Source organism: Methylobacterium terricola (assembly GCF_006151805.1).
GTDB lineage: Bacteria > Pseudomonadota > Alphaproteobacteria > Rhizobiales > Beijerinckiaceae > Methylobacterium > Methylobacterium terricola.
This window is the reverse complement of sequence record NZ_VDDA01000004.1, coordinates 97,999-123,345: the sequence shown is the minus strand read 5'-3', so window position 1 is coordinate 123,345 and position 25,347 is coordinate 97,999. Positions and strand designations below refer to the sequence as shown.

General features: G+C 72.7%; 25 protein-coding genes. 18 read left to right on the top strand and 7 right to left on the bottom strand.

What is annotated here, in order from left to right; genetic code table 11:
• Positions 1 to 5: 5 nt before the first annotated feature.
• Both FF100_RS10905 and FF100_RS10900 read left to right on the top strand, forming a co-directional pair.
• The gene (locus tag FF100_RS10905; RefSeq protein ID WP_246102018.1) at positions 6 to 1,946 is read left to right on the top strand and encodes an AAA family ATPase; all 1,941 of its coding nucleotides are present in this window, start codon (positions 6 to 8) and stop codon (positions 1,944 to 1,946) included.
• Positions 1,943 to 2,944: a hypothetical protein gene (locus FF100_RS10900; protein ID WP_139035757.1), complete on the top strand. Its 1,002-nt coding sequence runs from the start codon at positions 1,943 to 1,945 to the stop codon at positions 2,942 to 2,944. Before FF100_RS10905 ends, FF100_RS10900 begins: the two co-directional genes overlap by 4 nt.
• A gap of 227 nt (positions 2,945 to 3,171) precedes the next feature.
• Here the strand turns inward: FF100_RS10900 and FF100_RS10895 are convergent, their stop codons facing one another.
• Entirely contained in the window at positions 3,172 to 3,852 is a 681-nt protein-coding gene (locus FF100_RS10895) for a hypothetical protein (protein WP_139035756.1), read from the bottom strand.
• Positions 3,853 to 4,210: 358 nt separating this feature from the next.
• Between FF100_RS10895 and FF100_RS10890 the strand changes: the two genes are divergently transcribed.
• The 3 genes from FF100_RS10890 to FF100_RS10880 all read left to right on the top strand — a co-directional run bounded on the left by FF100_RS10890 (position 4,211) and on the right by FF100_RS10880 (position 6,625).
• Positions 4,211 to 4,996: a trna delta -isopentenylpyrophosphate transferase gene (locus FF100_RS10890; protein ID WP_139035755.1), complete on the top strand. Its 786-nt coding sequence runs from the start codon at positions 4,211 to 4,213 to the stop codon at positions 4,994 to 4,996.
• A gap of 214 nt (positions 4,997 to 5,210) precedes the next feature.
• The gene (locus tag FF100_RS10885; RefSeq protein WP_139036163.1) at positions 5,211 to 6,104 is read left to right on the top strand and encodes a dienelactone hydrolase family protein; all 894 of its coding nucleotides are present in this window, start codon (positions 5,211 to 5,213) and stop codon (positions 6,102 to 6,104) included.
• Positions 6,105 to 6,214: 110 nt separating this feature from the next.
• Entirely contained in the window at positions 6,215 to 6,625 is a 411-nt protein-coding gene (locus tag FF100_RS10880) for a response regulator (RefSeq protein ID WP_139035754.1), read from the top strand.
• A gap of 206 nt (positions 6,626 to 6,831) precedes the next feature.
• On the opposite strand, the gene FF100_RS10875 is transcribed toward FF100_RS10880, so the two are convergent.
• Genes FF100_RS10875 through FF100_RS10865 form a run of 3 tightly spaced genes read right to left on the bottom strand, consistent with a single transcriptional unit; the run spans position 6,832 to position 8,999 of the window.
• Complete coding sequence (locus tag FF100_RS10875) at positions 6,832 to 7,308, bottom strand: RidA family protein (RefSeq protein ID WP_139035753.1); 477 nt, start codon at positions 7,306 to 7,308, stop codon at positions 6,832 to 6,834.
• Between the two features lie 44 nt (positions 7,309 to 7,352).
• Positions 7,353 to 7,838, bottom strand: coding sequence for a hypothetical protein (locus FF100_RS10870; protein WP_139035752.1), 486 nt, complete (start codon positions 7,836 to 7,838; stop codon positions 7,353 to 7,355).
• 30 nt (positions 7,839 to 7,868) lie between these two features.
• On the bottom strand, positions 7,869 to 8,999 hold the full coding sequence (locus tag FF100_RS10865; protein WP_139035751.1) for an AI-2E family transporter: 1,131 nt from the start codon (positions 8,997 to 8,999) through the stop codon (positions 7,869 to 7,871).
• Positions 9,000 to 9,239: 240 nt separating this feature from the next.
• On the opposite strand from FF100_RS10865, the gene FF100_RS10860 reads away from it, so the two are divergent.
• The 10 genes from FF100_RS10860 to FF100_RS10815 all read left to right on the top strand — a co-directional run bounded on the left by FF100_RS10860 (position 9,240) and on the right by FF100_RS10815 (position 18,125).
• Positions 9,240 to 9,527, top strand: a complete 288-nt coding sequence (locus FF100_RS10860; RefSeq protein WP_048462449.1) for an acyl carrier protein — start codon at positions 9,240 to 9,242, stop codon at positions 9,525 to 9,527.
• 23 nt (positions 9,528 to 9,550) lie between these two features.
• Positions 9,551 to 10,015, top strand: coding sequence for a 3-hydroxyacyl-ACP dehydratase FabZ family protein (locus tag FF100_RS10855; protein ID WP_139035750.1), 465 nt, complete (start codon positions 9,551 to 9,553; stop codon positions 10,013 to 10,015).
• Positions 10,012 to 11,166, top strand: coding sequence for a beta-ketoacyl-ACP synthase (locus FF100_RS10850; RefSeq protein ID WP_139035749.1), 1,155 nt, complete (start codon positions 10,012 to 10,014; stop codon positions 11,164 to 11,166). Before FF100_RS10855 ends, FF100_RS10850 begins: the two co-directional genes overlap by 4 nt.
• On the top strand, positions 11,163 to 12,434 hold the full coding sequence (locus FF100_RS10845; RefSeq protein ID WP_139035748.1) for a beta-ketoacyl-ACP synthase: 1,272 nt from the start codon (positions 11,163 to 11,165) through the stop codon (positions 12,432 to 12,434). Before FF100_RS10850 ends, FF100_RS10845 begins: the two co-directional genes overlap by 4 nt.
• The gene (locus tag FF100_RS10840) at positions 12,431 to 13,198 is read left to right on the top strand and encodes an SDR family oxidoreductase (protein WP_139035747.1); all 768 of its coding nucleotides are present in this window, start codon (positions 12,431 to 12,433) and stop codon (positions 13,196 to 13,198) included. The genes FF100_RS10845 and FF100_RS10840 overlap by 4 nt, the downstream gene beginning before the upstream one ends.
• An 11-nt stretch (positions 13,199 to 13,209) precedes the next feature.
• A complete protein-coding gene (locus FF100_RS10835; RefSeq protein WP_139035746.1) occupies positions 13,210 to 13,515 on the top strand; it encodes an SH3 domain-containing protein in 306 nt (101 codons plus the stop codon).
• A gap of 279 nt (positions 13,516 to 13,794) precedes the next feature.
• Positions 13,795 to 14,817 (top strand): zinc-binding dehydrogenase, encoded by a 1,023-nt coding sequence (locus FF100_RS10830; protein ID WP_139035745.1) that lies wholly within the window; start codon positions 13,795 to 13,797, stop codon positions 14,815 to 14,817.
• 155 nt (positions 14,818 to 14,972) lie between these two features.
• The gene (locus tag FF100_RS10825; protein WP_139035744.1) at positions 14,973 to 15,944 is read left to right on the top strand and encodes a lipid A biosynthesis lauroyl acyltransferase; all 972 of its coding nucleotides are present in this window, start codon (positions 14,973 to 14,975) and stop codon (positions 15,942 to 15,944) included.
• A gap of 40 nt (positions 15,945 to 15,984) precedes the next feature.
• Entirely contained in the window at positions 15,985 to 16,731 is a 747-nt protein-coding gene (locus tag FF100_RS10820; RefSeq protein ID WP_139035743.1) for a DUF1223 domain-containing protein, read from the top strand.
• A gap of 356 nt (positions 16,732 to 17,087) precedes the next feature.
• Complete coding sequence (locus FF100_RS10815) at positions 17,088 to 18,125, top strand: NADP-dependent oxidoreductase (protein ID WP_205824832.1); 1,038 nt, start codon at positions 17,088 to 17,090, stop codon at positions 18,123 to 18,125.
• Between the two features lie 4 nt (positions 18,126 to 18,129).
• Here the strand turns inward: FF100_RS10815 and FF100_RS10810 are convergent, their stop codons facing one another.
• The 3 genes from FF100_RS10810 to FF100_RS10800 form a co-directional block, all read right to left on the bottom strand.
• On the bottom strand, positions 18,130 to 19,374 hold the full coding sequence (locus FF100_RS10810; protein WP_246102016.1) for an aminopeptidase: 1,245 nt from the start codon (positions 19,372 to 19,374) through the stop codon (positions 18,130 to 18,132).
• A gap of 265 nt (positions 19,375 to 19,639) precedes the next feature.
• Positions 19,640 to 19,951 (bottom strand): DUF2218 domain-containing protein, encoded by a 312-nt coding sequence (locus tag FF100_RS10805; protein ID WP_139035741.1) that lies wholly within the window; start codon positions 19,949 to 19,951, stop codon positions 19,640 to 19,642.
• On the bottom strand, positions 19,948 to 22,305 hold the full coding sequence (locus tag FF100_RS10800; RefSeq protein WP_139035740.1) for a xanthine dehydrogenase family protein molybdopterin-binding subunit: 2,358 nt from the start codon (positions 22,303 to 22,305) through the stop codon (positions 19,948 to 19,950). Before FF100_RS10800 ends, FF100_RS10805 begins: the two co-directional genes overlap by 4 nt.
• 222 nt (positions 22,306 to 22,527) lie before the next feature.
• Here FF100_RS10800 and FF100_RS10795 point away from each other — a divergent pair, with 222 nt between their 5' ends.
• From FF100_RS10795 to FF100_RS10785, 3 genes are read left to right on the top strand one after another with little or no spacing between them, the layout of a single operon-like run.
• Positions 22,528 to 23,154: a LysE family translocator gene (locus FF100_RS10795; RefSeq protein ID WP_139035739.1), complete on the top strand. Its 627-nt coding sequence runs from the start codon at positions 22,528 to 22,530 to the stop codon at positions 23,152 to 23,154.
• A complete protein-coding gene (locus FF100_RS10790; protein WP_139035738.1) occupies positions 23,151 to 23,393 on the top strand; it encodes an acyl carrier protein in 243 nt (80 codons plus the stop codon). The genes FF100_RS10795 and FF100_RS10790 overlap by 4 nt, the downstream gene beginning before the upstream one ends.
• Entirely contained in the window at positions 23,390 to 25,228 is a 1,839-nt protein-coding gene (locus FF100_RS10785; RefSeq protein WP_139035737.1) for an HAD-IIIC family phosphatase, read from the top strand. Before FF100_RS10790 ends, FF100_RS10785 begins: the two co-directional genes overlap by 4 nt.
• Positions 25,229 to 25,347 lie beyond the last annotated feature (119 nt).

Here is a 25,347-nt window from a genome sequence, read left to right as displayed (position 1 = left end):
CACCCGTGATTCTCGCAGACCTCCAGGACGCGCTCACCCGCGCCGGGCGCCTGCTCGTCCGCCTGGAGGCGACCCGCGACCGCGACCGCGATGCCCTGGCGGTGCGGACGAAGACCGTCGCCGCCGCCAAGGGCCGGCTCGCCCAGCGCGACGCGATCGACACCTACCTGCGCGAGCTGCAGCAGGACGCCAACCGGCGCAGCGTGGCGACCTTCGAGACGCTGCTCACCGCCCTCGTCCAGGAAGTCCTGCCCGGCGAGAAGCCGGTGCGCCTGGATCTCACCACCGAGCGCGGCCTGCCGGCCCTGGATATCGGGGTCGAGCGCCCGGATGGCGGCCGCGAGGACGTGCTGGAGGACAATGGCGGCGCCATGACCAACGTGGTCGGGATGGCGCTGCGCCTGATCGCCGTGGTCAAGGCCGGCGTCGGCCGCTTCCTCGCCCTCGACGAGGCCGATTGCTGGATCGCGCCGGACCGGGTGCCGGCCTTCTACCGGGTGCTCGACGACGGCGCCGCCCGGCTCGGGGTCCAGTGCCTGGCGATCTCCCACCACGACATCGCCGGCTTCGATGCTGGGCTGACGGTGAGCCGCATCGCCGGGCGCCCCGAGACCGGGGTGGCGATCGACGGCCCGGCCGCATCCTGCGCCGCAGCGTGGACGCCCGAGATGCCGGGCTTCCGCTTCATCCGGCTGATCGACGTGCAGGGCTTCGCCGAGGCGACCCTGCCGCTGGCGCCCGGCGTCAACGCCCTCGTCGGGCCGAACAACCACGGCAAGTCGACGGTGATCCGGGCGCTCCGGGCGGTGTTCTACGGCGAGGTGCGCGACAGCCTGGTGCGGGCCGGGGCCGGCGCCGCGCGGGTCGAGATCGGCGTCGCCGGCGGCCGCGTGCTGCGCTACGTGCGCCAGCCGAAGCGCACGCCGGTCAACCTGTGGTCGCTCCACGAGGCCGACGGGACGCTGGTGCAGGAGAACGGCACGACCTTCGAGACCGGCGGCCGCGACGTGCCGGCCTGGGTGGAGCGGCTCTGCGGCATCACCCGGGTCGAGGATCTCGACGTCCACGTGGCGCACCAGAAATTCCCGGTCTTCCTCCTCGGCGAGAAGCCGGCCCGGCGCTCGGCGGTGCTGTCGATCGGCCGTGAGGCCGGGCTGATCCGCGACATGCAGGCGCTCCAGCGCGACCGGGTCACGGACGACCAGCGCACGGTGCGCGAGGGCGAGCGCGAGATCACCCGGCTGCGCGAGGCCCTCGCCGCCCTCGACGGGCTCGACGAGTCGGGCCGAGCCCTGCACGCGCTGGGGGACGAGACCGCCACCCTCGCCGAGGCGGCCGCGCGGCTGAGCGCCCGCGAGGCCCTGGCCGACCGTCTCGCCCGGGCCGACCGTCTCGCGACCGGTGCCGCCGCCCGGGCGCGGGTTCTCGCCGACCTGCCGGGGCCCGAGACCGGCGCGGAGCTGGGCCGGGCCCTCGCCGAGGCGCGCCACCGCGAGGGCGTGGGCCGGCGGGTGCTCGCGGCGGCGACCGACCTCGCGAGGGCGGCGGACCGCGCGGCCGCCCTGGCCGACCTGCCGGTGGCGCCGGCGCCGCGCGACACCGGCCAGGCTACCGCCCATGCCGCCCGGCTGCGCCGGTTGGCGCGGGACCTCGCCGACGCCGAGCGGCGGGCGGCCGCCCTGCACGACCTGCCCACGACCCTGCCCCAGCCGGTGCTCCGGCCGGACGCCGTCGCGACCGCTCGCCGCCTCGCCGAGATCGGCCGCCACCTCGCCGAGGCGCGGGCGCGCGAGGCCGCGTCCCGCGACGGGCTGGCGGCGGCGGAGGCCGAGATGGCCGCGGTGCTCGCCGCCACCGGCGGGCGCTGCCCGGCCTGCGGCACGCCGGCGGCGCCCGCCACGCTGCTCGCCGGGCACCGCCATGCCCGGTCGGGAGAGGCGGCATGATCCTCGGCCGCGAGCGGCTCGACGCCGCGCCGGTTCCGTGCGCCGGCCTCCTCGTCATCGGCGACCCCCACGTCTCGTCACGCCGCCCGGGCCGGCGCAAGGATCCCGACTGGCCGGCGCCGGTGCTGGCGAAGCTCGAGCATTGCGTCGCGCTGGCCAATGCGCGCGACCTGGCGCCCGTGCTCCTCGGCGACCTGTTCGAGCGGCCGGTCGAGCCGGACGAGAGCCTGAAGTCGCGCCTGATCCGGATCCTCAAGGGGTTTCGCCACCGGCCGCTCGCCAATGTCGGCAACCACGACATCCGCCACACCCGCCTGTCCGACGGCGACAGCCTCGCCATGCTGGCGGTGAGCGACGTGCTCGACGTGGTGCCGGAATCCGGGCCGGCGGCGCTGTACGACGTCGCCGGGCACCGCCTCGGCCTCGGCGCGACGCCGTTCGGCCAGGCGATCCCGACGGCGGTGGGCGGGCTGTTCCCGGAGGCCGACCACACGGTCTGGCTCACGCACCACGACCTCGCCTTCGGCGCGGGCTACCCGGGCGCCGTGCCGCCGGCGGCGATCGCCGGCTGCGCCCTCGCGATCAACGGCCACGTCCACAAGCGCCACGTCCCGCTCCAGGCCGGCGAGACGCGGTGGTTCAACCCGGGCAACATCACCCGCGGCTCGGTCGACCTGATCGCCCATGTCCCGGCGGTCTTCGTGCTGTCGGGCGACCTCTCCCTCGCCGAGGAGCGCCTGCCCTTCACGGCCGACGTGTTCGACCTCACCGGCCGCCAGGTCGCCGCCGATCCGTCGCCCGAGGCGGTCGGCCGGATCGAGAGCGCCTTCGTGTCGCTGCTCCAGGCCGAGACCACCACCGAACTCGCCCGCAGCGACGACGGCGCGCTGATCCGCGAGGAGATCGAGGCGAAGTTCTCTCGCGACGAGACGCCGGAGCCGGTGCGGGCGGCGATCCGCGCGCTGGTCGAGGCGGCGGTGGCGAAGCGGGGCGGGTGAGGGAACCGTCGATCCTGTCGCGCCGGTCGATCCTCACCCCTCCGTCGTCCCGGGGCCGCGATCGCGGAACCCGGGACGCATCGACGGTGACGATGCAGGACGGATCCGGCCGCTCGTCACCGCATCCGGCGCCGGTGACGGTCGGGGATCCCGGGTTCCCGTCTTGGGCGGGCACCGGGATGACGGTGCCGAGACCCGAACGTCCAGATGTTTTCCAGACCTGACCTTCAGAACCCGAACGGATCCGGATACGGCAGCACCCGCCGCCGCACCGGCGTCTCCGGCAGGATCGGCCGGCTGACATCCACCGCCACCAGCCCTTCGACGGCGAGCGCCAGCACCGCTGCGACGCCGTCCTGGGCGTTGATCGCCATGGCGGCGCACTCGACCAGGCGGCCGGTGCCGCACTCGTCAAGGTGGTGCAGGATCCGCACCCGGTCGCCGGCCGAGACGGTGGTGCGGCGGCAGGCCATGATCAGGCGCACGGTCGAGATCCGCGGCTCGGCCCGCAGGGTGGCGGCGCTCTCGATCACGAAGCGGCGGCCATCCTCGGCCATCACCGGCTCGCCCGCCACGTAGGCGGTCCGGAATGGGTGCCGGCCGAGATCGGCCTCCGCCACCACGTCGATCAGCAGGCCGGGCTCGTCGGTGCGCCACTGCTCGAAATCGGCGGCATGCTCGAGCGTGGTGTCGCCGAGCGTCAGGCGGACCGGGGCGGGAGCGGCGCGCAGGCGCTCCACCGCCGGGTCGAGGGTCGCGAGGGCGAGGAAGTCCGCCACGAGGGCCGGGCGCGGCACCGCCGGCGCCAGCGCGGGCCCACGCCGGGCGGCGGCACCCCGCACCGCACCGCGGCGCTGGCCCGGGCGATCGAGCAGGGCCGGGGGATCGAGGAGGGCGGGGGTGCTCATGCGGGGCTCCGGGTGGCAGGCCTTCAGGGGGCGATGCCGGCGCGACCGGCATGACCCGACGAGCCACAGTCTTGCACCGCAGGCTCTTTAGGAACATTTAGCGAACATACCCATCCGGTGCAACGGCGGCAAAATTCCCGCCCTGATGGCGCGGCCGTTCTGATCCGGGGATGGTCTGACGTCGTCGTGGAGCTGGGCCGTGGGCGCGACAAAACATCATCGCCCGGTGGTGTTTTGTTTGGACGGGATATCGCGAAACCGCTCGCGAATCCCCATTTAGCATGGTAGACGGAACAAACGTGGAACCGGTCGTCTCGCCCCGCCCGGAGCCCGCTGTCAGCAGGTGAGATCGATCGAGATGAGCGCAACCACGGACAAGCAGATCGCGGACATCCTCGCCACCTACGGCGAGCCGCTGGCCGGCAACGTCTGGCGCGTGCAGGGCACCGCCGTGATCTACCACAAGGCCCTGGAGCGGATCGCCGTGCAGGCCCGCATCCGCTTCGATGCGCCGGTGATCGTGCGGGCGGAGCGGGACGAAGCGGTGATCCTGGTGACCGGCCACATGCCGGGCCCGAACGGCGACCGCACCGAATGGTCGATCGGCGAGGCGCTGATCGGCGTGAATTACCGTGTCTCGGGCAAGCAGGCCGCCTACGTCTTCGCCATGGCGGAGAAGCGGGCGAAGGACCGGGTGATCCTCAAGCTCGCCGGCCTGCATGGCCTGCTCTATTCCGAGGACGAGGCCGACGAGTTCAAGGCGAGCCGGCCCGACCTGGTGGCGGCGAACCAGTCGCGCCGGCCCGAGCCCTTGCGCGAGCCGCAGGACGCCCGGGACCCCGACGAGGCGGAGCCCGAGGCGGCGCGGGAATCGGCGCAGGAGACCGGGGCCGCGAACGACGTCGACGTGCCGCGGGAGGAAGGTGGCGGCGCATCGGAATCCGAGCTGACCGCGCGCATCGACCAGGCGCAGTCGATCAACGCCGTCACCGACCTGATGCTCGCCCCCGAGACGCAGGCGTCGTTGGCGGCGATGCCGCCGGGCCTGCGCGACGAGGTGCGCGAGCACGCCAAGGCGCGGCTGGTGGCGCTCGGCTGGCCCGCCCGCAACCCGGCCAAGAGCCGCAGGGCCGCGGTTGCCTGAGGGCCGCAAGGCGGCGGTGGCGTGACCGCCGCGTATCGCCCGCCGAACGAAAGGGCCGTCCGCTCGCGCAGGCGGCCCTTTCGGTGCGGACGCCATTCTCGCACCGGATCGTGACCGTGGACGGCGCGTGTTCGCTCTTGCCCCCCCGCGTCCGGCACGCATGATCGCGCCCCGGCGCGAACAGGCGCCGCATCAGGGGAGGGCCGGGATGGCGATGAGCGACGACGCGCGGGCGGGTGATTCGAACGACCTCGAACAGCTCGACGGCCTGGTGACCCCGCCCTTCTCGCGGCGCGGCTTCGTGATGACGAGCCTGATGACCGGCCTGACGCTGGCGACCACCCGGGTCGAGGCGCAGGCGATCCGCACCGACGAGGCCGGCATCGTCGCCGGCGAGGTGCGGATCCCGGTCGGCGACGGGCCGATGCCGGCCTACCGGGCGATGCCGGAGGGGGCCGGACCGTTCCCGATCGTCCTCGTCGTCGAAGAGATCTTCGGGGTCCACGACTACATCAAGGATATCTGCCGCCGGCTTGCCAAGGCCGGCTACACCGCGGTGGCGCCCGAGCTCTTCGCCCGCCAGGGCGACGTCTCGAAGATGACCGACGTGCAGGAGATCGTCCGCGAGGTGGTTTCGAAGACCCCGGACGCGCAGGTGATGGGCGATCTCGACGCCACCGCCGCCTGGGCGGCGGCCGAGGCCAAGGGCGATCCCGGCAAGCTCGGCATCACCGGCTGGTGCCGCGGCGGGCGGACCGTGTGGCTCTACGCCGCCCACAGCGCCAGCCTGAAGGCCGGCGTCGCCTGGTACGGCAATTTCGGCGGCACCCGCACCGGCATCCAGCCGAAGACCGCCGCCGACGTGATCCCGGAGATCCGCGCCCCGATCCTCGGCCTCTACGGGGCGGCCGATACCGGCATCCCGGTCGCCGACGTCGAGAAGGCGCGCGACGCCGCCAAGGCGGCGGGCAAGGACGTCGAGATCGTGATCTTCCCGGACGCGCCGCACGGCTTTCACGCCGATTACCGCCCGAGCTACCGCAAGGGCCCGGCGGAGGACGGCTGGGGCCGGATGCTGGGGTGGTTCCGGCAGCACGGCGTCGCCTGATCGCCGCGGGGTGTTGCGGCAACTCTTGCATTGCCGCAACACCTCGGGAAGGATGAGCTCAGGGTCCCGGGAGCTATGCAACCACCGGGCCGTCCGCTCGTTCCCTGCACATGACCGAGTCCAGCGCCGCCGCGAAGACACAGCCCGTGATCCTGGTCGTCGAGGACGAACCGGAGGAGCGTTTCCTCGCGGCCACGCTGCTGGAGGAGACCGGCTTCCGCGTCATCGAAGCCGAGACCGCCGAGAAGGCGCTCGCCATCCTGCGCGAACGCGGCGAGGAGGTGAACGTCGTCTTCTCCGACGTGCGGACCCCGGGCCAGATCGGTGGCTTCGAGCTGGCGCGGATCATCGGCGTGACCTGGCCGCGGGTTCACGTGCTGCTCACCTCGGGCGATGCCGGCGACCAGCCGAGCGACCTGCGGATGTCGGCGACCTTCATCCCCAAGCCCTGGCGGGCGCTCGACATCCTGACCCTGGTGGAGCAGGCGGCGGGATACCGCGCCACCGGGGACGCGCATTAGGGCGCATCCCAAGGGGCGCTGGTCCGTGATCACCTGGCGACGGGATTGCCGATCCGTGCCGGGTCCCCGAAAACCCTCGCCATGTCGCGCCCTTTTTCCGGACGACTGAGAAGCGTCAGCGGAAGGAGATCCGGGAAACGGAAGCGTGCCCGACCGGCCGACGGTTGATCCGGCTCGGTCATGGCCATCCAGGGCCGCACCCGCCCTCACCGCACCTCGAAGATTCCGTCCACCTCGACGCTCGCATTGGCCGGCAGGCTCGCGACGCCGATCGCCGTGCGGGCATGGCGGCCGGCCTCGCCGAACAGCTCCGCCATCAGCTCCGATGCGCCGTTCACCGCCTTCGGCACGTCGGGCCAGCCCGGCTCCACCTGCACGAAGCCGCCGAGGCGGTGGCAGCGCACCACCCGGTCGAGGTCGCCGTCGAGGGCGAGGCTCAGGGAGGCGAGGAGGTTGAGGGCACAGATCCGCGCCGCCTCCCGCCCGGTGGCGATGTCGGTGACCGGGCCGGTGAAGCGGACCTCGCCCTCCCACTCGCAGATCTGGCCGGCGAGCCACAGGGTCGGGCCAATGCGCGAGAACGGCAGGAACGCGCCGCGAGGCTCCGGCACCCGCGGCAGCGTGAGGCCGAGAGCGTCGAGGCGACGGGCGGGCTCGCCGCGGAGCGTCGGGACTTGCGTCATCGAGACAACCTTCCGAGACAATCTCTCAGGACACCCTTCGCGGATCAGTAGGCGCGCGCGCCGGGGATCGGCGGCGGCACGACGAAGACCCCGCCCGGCGCGGGCGGCACGGGGACGGGGCCGTAGGGCGAAGGACCGACGCGGTCGTAGCGGTCGTAGCGGTCGGCCCGCGATCCGTCGTCCCAGCGGCGGTCGGACCGGACGCGGCCGTCTGCGTCGCGGCGGTCGCCATCCCGGTCGCGGCGGCGGGGCAGGATCTCGTCCGGATCGCGGCCGAAGTCCCGCCGGTCGAAGTCCCGTCGGTCGAAGTCCCGTCGGTCGAAGTCCCGTCGGTCGGCTTCCACGCGGTCGCGACGGCCGGCATCCCGGGGCCTGTCGTCGTCACGGTCGCGGAAGCGCGGGCGGTCGGCCTCGCGCCCGCGATCGTCGTAGCCCCGCCGGGCGGTCGGACGATCGACGTCGTCCCACTGCGCCGCGGCGGGACAGGCGACGAGGCCGGAGAGCAGGGCCGCGGGGAGCAGACATCTCATCGGGACGGGTGATCCAAGGTTCGAGCCGAATCAGGCGACGGGCTGGTCGTCGCCCGCAGTATATTCCCGCCACAGCAGCACCAAGGCCGCCATCACGGCGGGGCCGAGGAACAGGCCGAGCAGGCCGAAGCTCTCGACGCCGCCGAGGATGCCGAGCAGCACCCACAGGAAGGGCAGCCGGGTGGCGCCGCCGATCAGCGCCGGGCGGACGAAGTGGTCGGCGACGAAGGTGACGACGAGGCCGGCGACCGCCACCACGACGGCGGCCGTGACGCCGCCCTGCGCCGCGGCGAGCAGGGCCGCGAGACCGAAGGCGACCGGCGCCCCGAACGGGATCATCGCGGCGAGCGCCGTGAAGGCGCCGAGCAGCACCGGATGCGGCACCCCGGCGAAATAATAGACGATGCCGAGCAGGAAGCCCTCGCCGAGGCCGACCAGCACGAGCCCGTCGACGGTGCCGTGGACCGAGGCCGCCATCTGGCGCGCCACCCGCTCGCCGCGCGGGCCGAACAGCCGCCGCATCGCCGACAGCCCCTGCGCCGCCACCGACGGGCCGTCGCGGAACAGGAAGAACAGCGTCAGCAGGGTGAACCCGAACAGCATCGCCCGGTGGACGATCTGGCTGCCGAAGGTGCGGCCGAATCCGACCAGCGACGAATGGTTGATCGACTGGTCGACGCGCTTCAGCACCTCGGACGAGCCCTGCGGATGGCTCAGGTTCTCCTGCCACCAGGCGGTGACCTGGGCCGCGCCGAACGGGAGGTGGGACACGAAGTCCGGCACCGGCCAGCCCTGCTCCTCGATCTGGCGCCAGAACGCGACCGCGTCGTGCGCCTCCCGCGCGGCCTGGACGGCGACCACCACCAGCGGCACCAGGATCACCAGGGCGACCGCCAGGGTGAGGAAGGCCGGCCACAGGAGGTTGTGCTTGCCCGGCGGCTTGATCCGCACCAGCCGCTCGCGCAGGGGCCACAGGGCGATGGCCAGGATCACCGCCCAGGCGAGCGCCGGCAGGAACGGGTGCAGCACCCACAGGCCGAGGGCGGCGAGCGCCACGACGAGCGCGGCGCGGGCGAAGGCGGAGGTGCCGGCGGCGTGCGGCGGCGGAGCCACCGGGGCGGATCCGGATCGCGCGCCGGGAGGGGGCTTCACGTGTTCCATGACGGGTTCGTCCTCGCCGCCGCTCCGCGGAGGCCTCGTGCGGCGTGACCTAGGGCAGGGGGGCCGATGCGGAAACGCCCGCGGTTGCCGGCCCGGCCCCCCTCGTGTATGCGGGCCCCTCGACCGGGCCGAGGCCCGGCGGACCCGTTTCGGGTAGGCGGTTTCGTGGCCGGGGTGCGGGCGGTGCCCGGAGGTCGCGCCGTTCGAGCCAGACCTCAGCAGGAAGACGGCTGCACGTCCATGTCCGACACCTTCGACCGCGTCGCCACCATCATCGCCGACGTCGCCGACATCCCGCGCGAGACGATCACGCCGGAGAGCCACGCCATCGACGATCTGGGCATCGACAGCCTGGCCTTCCTCGACATCGCCTTCGAGATCGACAAGACCTTCGGGATCAAGCTGCCCCTCGAGCAGTGGACCCAGGAGGTCAACGAGGGCAAGGTCCCGGCCGAGCAGTACTTCGTGCTGAAGAACCTGTGCGAGCGCATCGACGGCCTGGTGGCCGAGAAAGCCGCCAAGGTCTGATCCGGGTTTAGGCGGCCGCGGGGATGCGCCTCGAATATTTCGACATGATCGACCGGGTCGTGAGCCTCGACCGCGCCAGCGGGCGCATCGCGGCGCTCGCCACGGTGCCGCAGGAGAGCCCGGTCTTCGAGGGGCACTTTCCCGGCCATCCGCTGGTGCCGGGCGTGCTCCTGACCGAGACCATGGCGCAGGCCTCCGGGTACCTGCTGCTCGCCCGTGCGTCGTTCAGCCACATGCCGTTCCTGATGGGCGTCGACAAGGCGCGCTTCCGCACCTTCGTCGGCCCCGGTGCCGAGCTCGAGGTCGAGGCGAGCCTGGAGCATGACGGCTCGGGCTACGCCGTGACCAAGGCGGCGATCCGGTCCGAGGGCAAGCCGATCTGCAATGCCGAATTGCGGTTCAGGACCATGCCGTTCCCGGACGGGCTCGGCGCGCTGATGCGCGAGCGCACCGCCCGCATCGGCCTCCCCGACGGAGCGGATTCGTGAACCGGCAGGTCGAGACTCGGAACGTCGTCGTCACGGGCCTCGGGCTCGTCTCCTGCGCCGGCGAGGGCGTTGCGGCGCATCTCGCGGCCACTCGCTCCGGCGAGGCGCCGCGCAGCGATTCCGAGACCTTCGCCCCCTATCCGGTGCATCCGGTCGCGCCCCTGACCCTCGACGGGCAAATTCCCAAGAAATCCGACCAGCGCCAGATGGAGCCGTGGCAGCGCCTCGGCGTCTACGCCGCCGGCCTCGCCCTGGAGGCGGCCGGCGCCAAGGCGGATGCGGCCCTGAAGGCCGGCATGCATCTCGTCGTGGCAGCCGGCGGCGGCGAGCGCGATTACACGGTCGACGGCCAGATCCTCACCGGCCTGCGCAACGCCGCCGATCCCGGCGCCTACCTCAACGAGCGGCTGCAGAACGACCTGCGCCCGACGCTGTTCCTCGCCCAGCTCTCGAACCTGCTCGCCGGCAACATCGCCATCGTGCACGGCGTCACCGGCGCCTCGCGCACCTTCATGGGCGAGGAATCGAGCGGCGTGGATGCCCTGCGGATCGCGCAGGCCCGCATCGCCGCCGGCCAGATCGACATCGTCCTCGTCGGCGGCTCGTACAATGCCGAGCGGGCCGACGTGCTCCTGATCCACGAGATGGGCGGGCATCTGAGCAAGCCCCGGTACCGCCCGATCTTCGAAAGGGCCGAGGCGCCCGGCTTCATCCTCGGCTCCGGTGCCGCCTTCCTGGTGCTCGAGGCCGAGGATCACGCGAGGGCGCGCAGCGCCCGCGCGCTCGCCCGGCTCGACGCGGTGGCGAGCGACCGGACGAAGCGCGCCTCCGGCAGCGTCGCCGCGAGCCTCGCGAACCTGTGGAGCAGAACCGGCCTCGGCACCCCCGATGCCGTGATCTCGGCCGCCACCGGCTGCGGAGGCATCACCGGCGAGGAGCGCGACGCGCTGGCGACCCTGGCGCCGCAGGCGCCGGTCCGGGCGCTCGGCGACATCACCGGGCACACCCTGGAGGCCGCCGCCCCCTTCGGCGTGGCGCTCGCGACCGCCCTGGTGGCGGCGGGCGAGGCGCGCGAGGTCGCCGTCACGACGGTCGGCCATCGCCGGGGCGAGGGCGTGCTGCGCCTCACCACCGCAGGAGAGGGCCGATGAGCCGCGACCGCGACGCGATGGGCCGCCCGCTGGTGGCGGTCACCGGCCTCGGCGTGGTGACCTCCCTCGGCAAGGGCGTGACCGACAACTGGGCCGCCCTCACCGCCGGCCGCTCGGGCATCCACGCCATCACCCGCTTCCCGACCGAGGGCCTGCGTACCCGCATCGCCGGCACGGTCGACTTCATCGCCGCCGACCCGATGGTGGCGCCGCTCCTGTCCGAGCGCTTCGCCGAGGCTGCCGCCGCGGAGGCGATCGGGCAGGCCGGCCTCTCGGGGGACTTCCCCGGCGCCCTGTTCATGGCGGTGCCGCCGGTCGAGATCGAGTGGCCGCAGCGCCAGGCGCTGGCCGAGGCCGCGGCCTCGAACGGCGACGTCACCTATGCCGACCTGCTGCGGGCGGCCGCCAGCCGGCGCTTCGACGACTGGCACGACCTGTTCATCTTCGGCACGGTCGCCGACCGCATCGCCGACCGGTTCGGCACCAGGGGCTCGCCGATCTCGCTCTCGACCGCCTGCTCGTCGGGCGCGACCGCGATCCAGCTCGGCGTCGAGGCGATCCGGCGCGGCGAGGTCGAGGCGGCCCTCTGCATCGGCACCGACGGCTCGGTGAACCCGGAATCGCTGATCCGGTTCTCGCTGCTCTCCGCCCTCTCGACCCAGAACGACCCGCCGGAGGCCGCCTCCAAGCCCTTCGCCAAGAACCGCGACGGCTTCGTGATGGGCGAGGGCGCCGCCGCCCTGGTGCTGGAGAACGCCGCGAGCGCGCGGGCCCGCGGCACCCGCATCCTCGGCTACGTGCTCGGCTGCGGCGAGAAGGGCGACGGCTTCCACCGCACCCGCTCGAGCCCGGACGGCGCGCCGATCATCGCGGCGATCCGGGCGGCGCTCGACGATGCCGGCCTGCACCCGGACCAGATCGATACCGTGAACGCCCACGGCACCGGCACGCCGGAGAACGACAAGATGGAGGCGATGGGCTGCCTCGCGGTGCTCGGCGAGCGCATGCGCGCGGTGCCGATCTCGTCGAACAAGTCGATGATCGGCCACACGCTCACCGCGGCCGGCGCGGTCGAGGCGGCGTTCTCGCTCCTCACCCTCGCCCATGGCCGGGTGCCGCCGACCCTGAACTACGCCGTGCCCGACCCGGCCATCCCCCTCGACGTGGTCACGACGGCGCGCGACGTGCCGGTGCGGACGGTGCTGTCGAACTCCTTCGGCTTCGGCGGCCAGAATACCTGCCTGGTGTTCGGGGCGGAACCGGCATGAGCGCGCCCGTGCACAATCGCCGCGTCCTCGTCACCGGAGGCGGGCGGGGCCTCGGCGCCGCGATCGTGCGGTCGCTGGCGGCCAGCGGCCACGACGTCGATTTCACCTATCGCGGCTCGCGCGACGCCGCCGAGGCGCTGGCGCTCGAACTCACCGCGCTCTATCCCGCGCAGCGGATGCGGCCCCACGCCGTCGACCTGTCCGACAAGGCGGCGCTCGACGATTTCTGCGGCGTGATGGAAGGCGAGGGCGTGTTCGGCCTCGTCCACAATGCCGGCCAGCCCTGCGACAGCCTCGCGGCGGTGCTCGACCAGGACCGGGCGGAAGCCGCCATGCAGGTCAATTTCTGGTCGCTGACCCGCCTCGCCAAGGCGCTGGTGCGGCCGATGACCCGGGCCAAGGCCGGGCGCATCGTGGCGATCGGCTCGGTGGCGGCGCTCCAGGCCAATCCGGGCAACGCGGCCTATGCGGCGAGCAAGGGCGCGCTGATCGCCTATTGCCGGACGCTGGCGATCGAGTCGGCGCGGCGCGGCGTCACCGTCAACGTGGTGGCGCCGGGCTTCATCGACACCGACATGATGGCGCCCTACGCCGCCCATCGCGCCGGGATGGAGAAGCAGATCCCGACCGGGCGCTTCGCCGCGCCCGAGGAGGTGGCCGATCTGGTCGCATTCCTGGTGAGCCCCGCGGCGGGCTACATCACCGGCACGGTGCTGCCGGTGGATGGCGGCCTCACCGCGATGATGGGCATCCACCGCACCTGACGAAACGGACCATGCGGCACCCCCTCGTGTGCGCCGCCGCAGCGGCGGCGCCCCTCCTCCTCGCACCGACCTGGGCCTCGGCCCAGGAATTCGGCCGTCCCGAGTTCTTCCGGGTCGAGGGGCTGCCCCCGGGCGACACGCTCAGCATCCGCGAGGCGCCGGACGCCGATTCGCCGGCGCTCGGGCAGGCCCCGGCCCGCGGTCGGCTGCGCGGCTTCGGCTGCACCAACGAGACCCCGAGCGGTCTGACCTGGTGCCGGGTGAAGCTCGGGCCGATCGTCGGGTGGGCGCGGCGGCGGTACCTGACGCCTGAGTGAGGTGGCGTTGCCGAGCTGTCCCCCTCCGTTTAAGTCCCGTGCGAGGTTGCAGCGCGGGATCCCCTTTGCCGAGAGGGGGAGGGGTGACACGCCTCAGTCGGGATCGCTGAGCGTCGTGCTGGCAGCGGGACGGTCGGAGCATGCCTCGGAGCCGTAGCACCCTCACCCCGAACCCCTCTCCCACACGGGAGAAGGGGACCGCGCCAGCCTGGCGACGATCGCGACTGCGACCCCGGGCCGGATCCGCGAGGCTGCCCCGCGAGACACCATAGGACCCCCATGAAAGCCCTCCAGCTCTTCGGCGACCGCGACCTGCGCCTGACCGAGGTCCCCGATCCGGACGCTCCCGGCCCCGGCGAGGTGCAGATCCGGGTCCGCGCCGTCGGCCTCAACTTCATCGACGTGTGGGGCTTCCGCGGCATGGCCTTCGCCAAGCGCAAGCTGCCGCTCACCGTTGGGGCCGAGGCGGCCGGCGAGATCGCGGCGCTCGGCGAGGGCGTCGAGGGCTTGAAGGTCGGCGACAAGGTCGCGCCCTACGGTGCGCTCACCTGCGGGCAATGCCGCGCCTGCCGCGAGGGCCGCGACAACCTGTGCGAGGACGTGGGCGGGGTGCTCGGCTTCCACGTCGACGGCTTCGCGCGCGAACTCGTGAACCTGCCGGCCCGCCTCGTGGTGCGGGTGCCCGACAGCGTCAGCTTCACCGACGCGGCCTGCGCGCCGATCGCCTTCGGCACCGTGCAGCACATGCTGTTCGACAACGCGAAGCTCGAGCCGGGCGAGACCATCCTGGTCCATGCCGGCGGATCGGGCATCGGCACCACGGCGATCAAGATGGCGAAGGCGATCGGCTGCACGGTGTTCACCACCGTCGGCGACGACGCCAAGGGCGAGAAGGCGAAGGCCCTCGGCGCCGATCACGTCATCAACTACCGCACCGAGCGCTTCGAGGGCGAGGTGCGCAAGGCCACGAAGCGCAAGGGCGTCGATGTGGTGTTCGAGCATGTCGGGCCCGAGACCTGGAACGGCTCGCTGCTCTGCCTCAAGCGCGGCGGCCGGCTCGTGACCTGCGGGTCGACCTCCGGCGTCTCCACCACCATGAACCTGATGCAGCTGTTCCAGCAGCAATACCGCATCACCGGCTCGTTCGGCTGCCGCATCGCCAACATCCGCGACGCGCTCGCCAAGATGGCGGACGGCATGAATCCGGTGATCGACACCGTGCTGCCGCTGGCCGATTTCGCGCAGGGGCTGGAGCGGCTGGAATCGCGAAAAGTGTTCGGCAAGATCCTCGTGACGCTCTGACGGCCACAGGCGCCGGGGAAGTGTACGGACATCGCCCCCGCGCCCTTGCACAAACGCATCCAGCGCGAGAAGAGGCGGGGTACGGGATCGGGCGATTCCGTACCCCGCCTCCTGTTGTGTCGCTCTCCCGCCCCGGAATGCTTCGTGAGTTCGTCGTGCTGCGCCTGAAGCTGAGGCTCTACCGCGCCCTGTCCCGCCTCGCCGGCCTGCCGATGGTTGTCGTGGTGCGGGCCCTGTTCGGGCTCGCCCGCCTGCTGGGCCCGGCCCGCGCCGCGGCGGCGGGCGCGGCGATCGCCCGGACGGTCGGCCCCCGGCTGCCCTCGCACCGCACGGCGCTCAAGAACCTGCGCCAGTCCTTCCCGGACCGGAGCGAGGCCGAGATCGCCGCCATCGCCCTCGGCTCCTGGGACAATCTCGGCCGCACCGGCGCCGAGTACGCCCACCTCGCCGAGATCTTCGACTACGACCCGGAGGCGGCGGAGCCCGGGCGAATCGAGGTCGCGGGCATCGAGCACTTCTTCGCCTTGCGCGACGACGGCAAGCCGGGGCTGATCTTCTCGGCCCATCTCGGCAACTGGGAATTGCCGGCGATCTGCGCCGCCCGGTTCGGCCTGGAGGCGAGCGCGGTGTTTCGCCCGCCGAACAGCCCGGCCGCCGCGCAGCTGGTGCAGGAGGTGCGCCGCGCCACGATGGGCGGCCTGACCGCGGCCGGGCCGGGTGCCGCCTTCGCGATGCAGGGCGTGGTGGCGCGCGGCGGCCATCTCGGCATGCTGGTCGACCAGCACTTCACCCGCGGCGTGGTGGTGGATTTCCTCGGGCACCCGGCCCTGGTCAACCCGCTGCTCGCCAAGCTCGCCCGGCACTACGACTGCCCGGTCCACGGCGTGCGGGTGATCCGCCTGCCCGGCGACCGCTTCCGCCTGGAGCTGACCCCTGCCCTCGACCTGCCCCGCGATGCCGACGGCACGATCGACGTGCAGGGCGCCATGCAGGCGATGACGGACGTGATCGCGGCCTGGGTGCGCGAGCATCCCGAGCAATGGCTCTGGATGCACCGGCGCTGGCGTCCCGCCATGCTGCCCCGCGCGGCGGCGGCCCGGGCGCCGGGCGCGCGCGCCTCAAGCTAACGTGACTTCTCTCCGCCCATCCGCCGGGTGTTGATGAGGCATGACGCGCGTGCCCCTCCACCGCCTGCTCGCCGGCCTGGTCCCGGTCGGCCTCGGCCTCCTCGGTCCGGCGCGCGCCCAGGATGCCGCCCCGCGGGCCGTGGTCGAGCTGTTCACCAGCCAGGGCTGCTCCTCCTGCCCGCCGGCGGACCGGCTGGTGAACGAGCTCGCCCGCGATCCCGGAGTGATCGCCCTGACCCTTCCGGTGACCTACTGGGACTATCTCGGCTGGAAGGACACGCTCGCCAGCACCTCCTTCACCGCGCGCCAGCGCGCCTATGCGAGCATGCGCGGCGACCGGCAGGTCTTCACCCCGCAGGCGGTGGTGAACGGCGCTGCGACGGTGGTCGGCTCCGACCGGGCGGCGCTGGAGCGCAGCATCCGCGACCCCGGCACCGCCGCGAGCCTGCCGGTGGCGATCCGCAGCGAGGCCTCGCCCGACCGCATCGTGATCGATGTCGGCGCGAGCCCCGAGACCGGGCGCAGTGCGGAAGTGTGGCTGCTGCCGGTCGCCCGGACCCGCGAGGTCGCGATCGGGCGCGGCGAGAACCGCGGCCGCACCATGACCTACCGCAATGTGGTGCGCGGCATGTACCATGTCGGGAGTTGGCGCGGCGCGGCGGCGCATTACGAGGTGCCCCGCACGGCCTTGGCGGCCGCCGACGCCGATTCCTACGTCGTGATGCTCCAGACCGAGAATAACGGGCCGGGGCGGATCCTCGGGGCGGCGAAGGGTCCGGGGCTGTGAAGGTCGGTTTGCTTGGCCCGTTTCTTGGCCCGTCACCGACGCACCGCCCCTTCCCGGACGACCGAAGCGTCAGCGGAAGGAGATCCGGGATCCAGACGTAAGACTCGCTGCGAAGCGGCTCTGTGTGCAGCACCGTTGCAGACAAGCGGACGCTTCGCGACTTCTTATGCTGGATCCCGGATCTCCTTCCACTGCGTTGTAGTCGTCCGGGAATGGGGCGGCTCTATAGTGAGAAGGCACTGTAGCCTGTCCACGGCGGCATGATCGTGTAGGATTGGTTCCCTGCGAACGGGCGGTTCCCGCGCCGGATCGCGACGAGCGGCGCCGGACGAACGCGTCGCCAGGAGGAGGCGACCATGACCGGCCCGACCGACATCCCCCCCTACAGCCTGCCCGACCGCAACCGCCGGGTGCTGCTCGCCCGCCGCCCCGCCGGCATCCCGATGCCCGACGATTTCCGCCTCGACGCCGTTCCGGTGCCGGAGCCGGGCCCGGGCGAAATCCTGGTGCGCAACCTCTACCTCTCGGTCGATCCGGCCCAGCGCGGCTGGGCCAGCGCCGAGGCCAATTACGCGCAGCCGGTGCCCCTCGGCAGCCCGATGCGGGCGCTCGCGGTCGGGATCGTCGTGCGCTCGAACAGCCCGGAGGTCGCGGAGGGCGAAGTCCTGTACGGCTGGTTCGGCTGGCAGGATTACGCGGCGGTGCCGGTCTCGGCGATCTTCCGGCGCTGCACCGAGGCGGTACCGCTCTCGGCCCATGCCGGGCTTCTCGGACTCAACGGGCTCACCGCCCATCTCGGGCTGACCGAGCTCGGCCGGCCGCGGCCGGGTGAGACGGTGCTGGTCTCGACCGCCGCCGGCGCGGTCGGCAGCCTCGTCGGCCAGATCGCCCGCAACCTCGGCTGCCGTCCGCTCGGCCTCACCGGGGCCGACGCCAAGGTCGCCCGCTGCCGCGAGGCCTACGGCTACGACGCCGCCTGGAACTACCACACCGACGACTGGGCCGCGGCGCTCGCCCGGGAGGCGCCGGAGGGGGTGAACGTCTATTTTGACAATGTCGGCGGGCCGATCCTCGATGCCGCCCTGCGCCGCATGGCGGTGGCGGGGCGGATCGTCCAATGCGGCACCGCCTCGGTGGCGAGCTGGACCGAGGCGCCGACCGGACCCCGCGTCGAGCGCGAGATCCTGACTCGGCGCCTGGTCTGGAGCGGCTTCGTGGTGCTCGATCACAAGGCCCGGTTCGCGGCGGCGGTCGCCGACCTCGCGGGCTGGTACGCGCAAGGCCGCTTGATCCTCGATGAGGACATCTCCGAGGGCATCGAGACCGCCCCCGGGGCCATCGCCTCGCTCTATCGCGGCGAGAACCGCGGCAAGCGGCTGATCTTCGTGGGGTAGGGGGTCAGTCGACCCACTCGCCCCGGCGCATCAGCGGCTCAGGCCTGCCCTCCGGCGTCACCCCGTCGACGTCGACCTCGGCCGAGCCGATCATCCAGTCGATGTGGATCAGGCTGCGGTTGGCGCCGCGCGCCGCGAGGTCCTGCTCGCTCAAGCCCGCGCCGCCGTCCCGGAAGCATTTGCTGTAGGCCTGGCCGAGCGCGATGTGGCTCGCGGCGTTCTCGTCGTAGAGGGTGTTGCAGAACAATAGACCCGAGGCCGAGATCGGCGAGGAGGCCGGCACCAGCGCGACCTCGCCGAGGCGCCGCGCGCCCTCGTCGGTGTCGATCACCTTGGCGAGCACGTTGCCGCCGGTGCGGGCCGAGGCCTCCACGATGCGGCCCTCCTCGAAGCGCACCGCGATCCCGTCGATCAGGGTACCCTGGTAGGAGAGGGGCTTCGTCGCGCTGACATGCCCCTGCACCCGCAAGCGGTGCGGTGTGGTGAAGACCTCCTCAGTCGGGATGTTGGCGTTGCAGACGATGCCGTTCTTCGCCGTGGTGGCGCCGCCGCACCATTCGTGGTCGTCGGCGAGGCCGACGGTCAGGTCGGTGCCGGGACCGCGGAAATGCAGGGCGGCGAAGCGGCGGGCGTTGAGCGTCGCGGTGCGGTCGCTGAGCGCCCGGTTATGCGCCGCCCAGGCGCCGACCGGGTCCGGCCCGTCGACCCGGGACGCCGCGAAGATCGCGTCCCACAGCCGGGCGACCGCCTGGTCCTCGGGCAGGTCCGGGAACACCGTGCGGGCCCAGGCCGGGTTCGCCGCCGAGACGATGGTCCAGTTGGTGGCGAAGTTGGCGATCTGCTCCAGCGCCGGCATGTAGGCCTTGGAGCGGGCGCGGTTGGCGCGGGCCACCTTGTCGGGGTCCTGGCCGGCGAGGAGCGAGGGATCGTCGCCCGAGATGGCGAGCCGCGCGGCGCCGCTGCGATAGGCCTGCGCCATGCCCTCGTAGAGCCAGGCGGCGGCCTTGTCGAAGGCGTCGTCGTGGCCGTGCTCGAAGCGGGCGAGCGTCGCCTGGTCGTCGGCGAGCAGGGTCGTCACCACCGAGGCGCCGGCCTTGTAGGCCTGGGCGGTGATGCGGCGGGCCAGCGGCAGCGCGTCGAGGGGCGCCGTCATCACCAGCTCCTGCCCGGGCCGCAGCCCGAGCCCGACCCTCACGGCGACCTCGGCGAGCCGGTCGAGGCGGGCGTCGAAGTCAGGGGCGTTCGTCATGAATGGCATACTTTCGGTTCAGATGTGCGGGGTGCCGATGCACGAACGGTGTCCGCCAGCGGGCATGACACCCTCATCGTCGTTACGCCCTCATCGTCGTTCCAGGGTCGCGAAAGCGGAGCCCGGAATCCAGAAGCGCTCAGGGCGATCCAGGCAATCTGGACGCTCTCGGCCTGATTCTCCAACCCCTGCGGTTTCCGGACTGCGAGTCGAGTCTCCTCGGATCCGGGCTCCGCTCTCCATGGCATGGAGCGCGGCCGCCCGCTCACCCCACCCGCGTCCAGGCGATGCCGCCGAGATCCTCCCGGAAGGCGAAGCGGGCGAGGTGCTCGGCCACCACGCCCTGCATCCGGGTCAGCGCCTCCCGGTCCATTGCCTCGACCCGCAGGGTCAGGCCCTCCGGGTCGGCCTCGGCGGTGAAGCGGCGGCCCTCCCCGAACGGCACCACGCCGCGCTCCGGCGTGAAGGTCGTGTCGGGGAACTTGTGGCTCCAGTGCTTGCACAGCTGGGTGAGATAGCGACTGCCATTCGCCGTATCGACGCGGGCTTGCGCCGCCAGGGTCACGGGATCGCTCATGCGGCCTCACCCACCTCCTGCAACGCCGACCAGATCGCCTGCGGCGTCGCCGGCATGTTGATGTGACGGATGCCGCGGGGGCGCAGGGCATCGACGAGGGCGTTCATCACGGAGGGCAGCGAGCCGGCGCAACCGGCCTCGCCGCAGCCCTTCACCCCGAGCGGGTTGGTGGTGGCGGGCACGGCGTGGCTCTCGAAGCCCATGAACGGGGCGTCGGAGGCCCGCGGCAGGCAGTAATCCATGAACGATCCGGTCACGAGCTGGCCCTGCTCGTCATAGGCCGTGCGCTCCATCAGCGCCTGGCCGATGCCCTGGACGATGCCGCCATGGAGCTGGCCCTCGACCAGCATCGGGTTCACGAGCGTGCCGAAATCGTTGACGGTGGTGTAGCGCACCACCGTGGCGACGCCGGTCTCGGGATCGACCTCGACCTCGGCGACGTGGCAGCCGTTCGGGAAGGCCGAGGGCGATTCCTTGTGGGTATGGGCGACGTCGAGGCTCTTCGGCGCCGCCGGATCGGGCAGGCCGGCCCGTACCTTGGCGGCAAGCTCCAGGAGGCCGATGCCCCGGTCGGTGCCCGCGATGGTGAAGCGGCCGTCGCGGAACTCGATGTCGGCCAGGCCGGCTTCCAGCACGGAGGCGGCGGCCTCGCGGCCCTTGGCGATGACGAGGTCGCCGGCCTCGACGATCGCGGTGCCGCTCGCCATCAGCGACTTCGAGCCGCCGGTGCCGCCGCCGGCGATGAGCTGATCGCTGTCGCCCTGGAGCAGGCGCACGCGGTCGACCGGGATGCCGAGGCGATCGTTGAGGATCTGGGCGAAGGGCGTCAGGTGGCCCTGGCCGTAATCGAGGGTGCCGGTGACGATCGTCACCGTGCCGTCGGCCTCGAAGCGCAGGCCGCCCATCTCGTTGGTCGGCGGTGCGGTGATCTCGAGATAGTCGCCGATGCCGATGCCGCGGAGCTTGCCCCGCGCCTCGCTCTCGGCCCGGCGGGCGGCAAAGCCGTCCCAGTCGGCGGCCGCAAGCGCCCGGTCGAGCACGGCCGGGAAGTCGCCGCTGTCGTAGGTGAGGCCGGAGGGCGCCTGGTAGGGCATGTCGGCCGGGCGGATGTGGTTGCGCTGGCGTAGACTCACCCGGTCGAGGTTCATCTCGGCGGCGGCCGTGTCGATCAGCCGCTCGATGAAGTAGTTGCCCTCCGGCCGCCCGGCGCCGCGATAGGCGCCGATCGGCGTGGTGTTGGTGTAGAGGCACTCGATCGCCACGTCGAAGACCGGGGTGCGGTACACGCCGACCATGTTGCGGGCGATATTGACGGTCTGGAACAGCGGCGAGAGCGGGTTGAGGTAGCCGCCCATATTGGCCCGGCCCTTGACCCGGAAGGCCAGGAAGTTGCCGTCCGCGTCGAGGGCGAGGTCCGCCGTCACCGCGACGTCGCGGCCGTGATGGTCGGAGAGGAAGCTCTCGGAGCGCAGGTCGGTCCACTTCACCGGCCGGCCGAGGCGCTTGGCCGCCTCCAGGAGCGGCAGGTATTCGGGATAGACCGGCGCCTTCATGCCGAACGAGCCGCCGACATTGCCGGTGACCACCCGCACCTTGTCGCGGGGCAGCTTCAAGACACCCTCGGCGAGGCTGTTGCGGAGACCGAACACGCCCTGCGAGCCGACATGCAGGGTAAAGCGGCCGTCCTCCGGCTCGTAGACGCCGATCGCCGAGCGCGGCTCCATCGGGTTGATGACGAGGCGGTTGTTGAGGAGGTCGAGGGAGGCGACGTGGGCGGCCTGCGCGAAGGCCGCTTCCGTCGCCGCCTGGTCGCCGGTGCGGAAATCGAGGGCGAGGTTGCCGGGCGCGTCGTCGTGCAAGAGCGGAGCGCCCTCGGCTGCGGCCTCGTCGGGCGTCGTCACGACGGGCAGGTCGGCGATGTCGAGCACCACGGCTTCCGCGGCGTCGCGGGCCTCGGCCAGGGTCTCGGCCACCACCAGGGCCACCGGCTCGCCGGTGTAGCGCACCCGGTCGGTGCTGAGCGAGGCCTGGGGCGGCTTGCGCATCGGCGTGCCGTCCTGGTTCTTGAACGGCAGGGCGTTGCCGATCGCGCCGTAGCCGTCGAGGTCGGCGGCGGTGACGACGGTCAGCACGCCCGGCATCGCCAGAGCCGCCTCGGCGTCGATGCCGCGAAGAAGGCCGTGGGCGACCGGGCTGCGCACGAACACGCCGTAAGCCTGGCCGTCGAGGGCGAGGTCGTCGGTGTAGCGGCCCTCGCCCCGCACCAGCACCGGGTCCTCGGCCCGCTTCACGGACTGGCCGATGCCGAATTTCTGCGGAGCCGCGAAGTCGCGGGCGTCGGGACGGGCGTTCATGCCGGGGCTCTCCGGGAATCGTGTCAGCGTGAGCTAGCAATTCGGGCCGGCCATGCAAGACGCGGGCAGGCAGGCCACCCCGGCGCGCAGGGCACGGCTCGCGCCGCTGCATGACACGACCGGCGATCGGGATCAGGCCTGGGCCCTTGCGGAACGGCCACCGCCCGCGGCAAGTCTGTCGGGCCGGCGACCGTGACGGCGCCTCACCGACTGGGCGGCCCGATGACCCTCTCGATCGATCTCCCCCTCATCCTCGCGGCGGCGTTCGTCTCCAGCGCCAGCCCCGGCCCGGCGACGCTGGCGATCGCCGACACGGCGATGCAGGCCGGGCGCCGCGCCGGGCTGATGCTCGCGCTCGGCGTCACGACCGGCTCGCTGACCTGGTCGATCGCCGCCGCGCTCGGCCTCGCGGCGGTGATGGCGTCGAGCGCCTGGGCGCTCGAGATCCTGCGCTATGCCGGCGCCGCCTACCTGATGTTTCTGGCGGTGAAGTCGGCCCGCAGCGCGATCCGGGGCGCGCCGGCCGCGGCGCGGACGAACGCCGCGACCGCGTCGCGCGCCTATGCGAGAGGGCTCGCGCTGCACCTGACCAACCCGAAGGCGATCCTGTTCTTCGGTTCGCTCTACACGCTCGGGATCTCGGCCCGAACCTCGCCCGCGGAACTGGCCCTGGTGATCGGCGCGGTGGGCGTGCAGAGCACGCTGATCTTCACCGGCTACGCCTGGCTGTTCTCGAATCGCCGCATGTCTGCCGGCTATCGCCGCCTGCGGCGCTGGTTCGACGGTGCCTTCGCGGCCCTGTTCGCCGGGGCGAGCCTGAAGATCCTGACCGCGCGGCTGGCACCGTGACCGAGGAGGCCGCGCTCGCGGCGCTGGCGCCGCTGTTCGAGGAGGTGTTCGGCGAACCGGTCGCCCTCGCGCCGGAGCTGACCGCCGATGACGTCGAGGGCTGGGACTCGACCCGGATGATCGAGCTGATCATCGCCGTCGAGGCGCGGTTCGGCCTCAAGCTCACCACCCGGGAGGTCGACGGTCTCGCCACGGTCGGCGACCTCGCAGGCCTCGTCGCCCGCAAGGCGGAACGGTGACGGCCGACCTCCACTGGCTGCCCGCGGCCCCGTCCGACTTCGCCGCCCGCCTCGCGGCGGTCGAGGCGCTGCCGGAGGCCGAGGCCTGGGACGCCCTGAAGGCACTCAGCCAAACTCGCCTCGACCCGGCGCGGACCAACCGGCTCGACCGGGTGCTGCAACGGCGCTTCTCGGACTGCGAGGCGTACGGCCTCGCGCTGCTCGGCTCCTCGACCCTGTCGCACCTCGCCGCCGGGATCCGGGTCGGGGCGCTGCGCCGCGACCTCCGGCTCACGGTCGTCGAGGGACCCTACGGGCAGTACCGCGAGGCGATCGAGAGCGAGACCCTGCGGGCCGCCCGGCCCGGCACCCTGCTCCTCGCGCCCGACGCCGCCGACCTCCTCGGGCCGCATGACCCCGCCGCCGGCACCGGGGACGTGACCGGGGCCCTCGACCACCTGAAGCGCCTCTGGGACCGGGCGCGGGCCGTCCACCGCTGCACGCTGGTCCAGCAGACGCTGCTGCCGGCCGCGCTGCCGCTGATGGGCGGCAACGAGCATCGGATGCCGGGCTCGCTCGCCGCCCGCACCGCACGGTTCAACGGCGCCCTGCGGGACGCGGCGGCCGAGGAGGGCGTCGATCTCCTCGCCCTCGACGACGCCGTGTCGCGCTACGGGATCGATGCCTGGCACGATCCGGCGCTGTGGCTGCGGGCCCGCCAGGCGGTGAGCCCGGCCGCCGCCCCGCTCTACGGCGACCTCGTCGCGCGGCTCGTCGGCGCCCGGCTCGGCTGCTCGGCGAAGGTGCTGGTGCTCGACCTCGACGACACGCTCTGGGGTGGGACGATCGGCGAGGACGGGCTTTCCGGGATCGTCGTGGGGCAGGGGAGCGCGCTCGGGGAATCCTTCCTGGCGCTCCAGGCCTATGCCCGCGACCTCGCCCGCCGCGGCATCCTGCTCGCCGTCTGCTCGAAGAACGATCCCGCCACCGCGCGCCAGCCCTTCGCCGAGCATCCCGACATGCTCCTGCGCCTCTCCGATTTCGCCGCCTTCGTGGCGAACTGGGACGACAAGGCTTCCAATCTCCGGCGCATCGCGCAGGAGCTGCGGCTCGGCCTCGACGCCCTGGTCTTCGTCGACGACAGCCCGTTCGAGCGCGCCCTGGTGCGCCAGCACCTGCCGATGGTGGCGGTGCCGGAGGTGCCCGACGAGCCGGCCCTGGTCGCCCGCTGCCTGGCGGATGCCGGCTATTGCGAGGCCGTGGCCCTGACCGACGAGGACCGCGTGCGGGCGCAGGCCTATGCCCGGCGGATCCCGACGGCCGGCGATGCCGCCACCGACCTCGCCGGCACGCTCGCCGGGCTCGGCATGCGGCTGACGTGGCGGTCCTTCGACGCCGTCGGGCTGCCGCGCATCGTCCAGCTCGTCAACAAGACCAACCAGTTCAACCTGACGACGCGGCGGCTGCGCGAGGCCGAGGCGGCGGCGCTGATCGACGATCCGGACGCCGTCACGCTGCAGCTGCGCCTGACCGACCGCCTCGGCGACAACGGCGTCATCGCGGTGGTCATCGGCCGGCTCGCGGAGCGGGATCTCAACGTCGAGACCTGGCTGATGAGCTGCCGCGTGCTCGGGCGGCGGGTCGAGGAGGGGACCCTGTCGGCGCTGGCGGCGGAAGCCGCGCGCCGGGGCGCCCGCAGGCTCGTCGGGCTCTACCGCCCGAGCGGGCGCAACGGGATGGTGGCCGACCTCTACCCGCGCCTCGGCTTCACCGCCGACGGGGAGGGACGATGGGTGCTCGACCTCGCCGGCTACGCGCCACCGGGGGATCTGCCGATGGTGGTGGAGACGGGATAGGGCCATTCCCCGAACTCACAGGGTGGGAACGCGACGGGCAAGACGTTGTCCGTCTCATCCACCCCGATACCCATACAAACGCGGGCTCCGTTTCCCACACGGGAGAGGGGGCCCGCGTC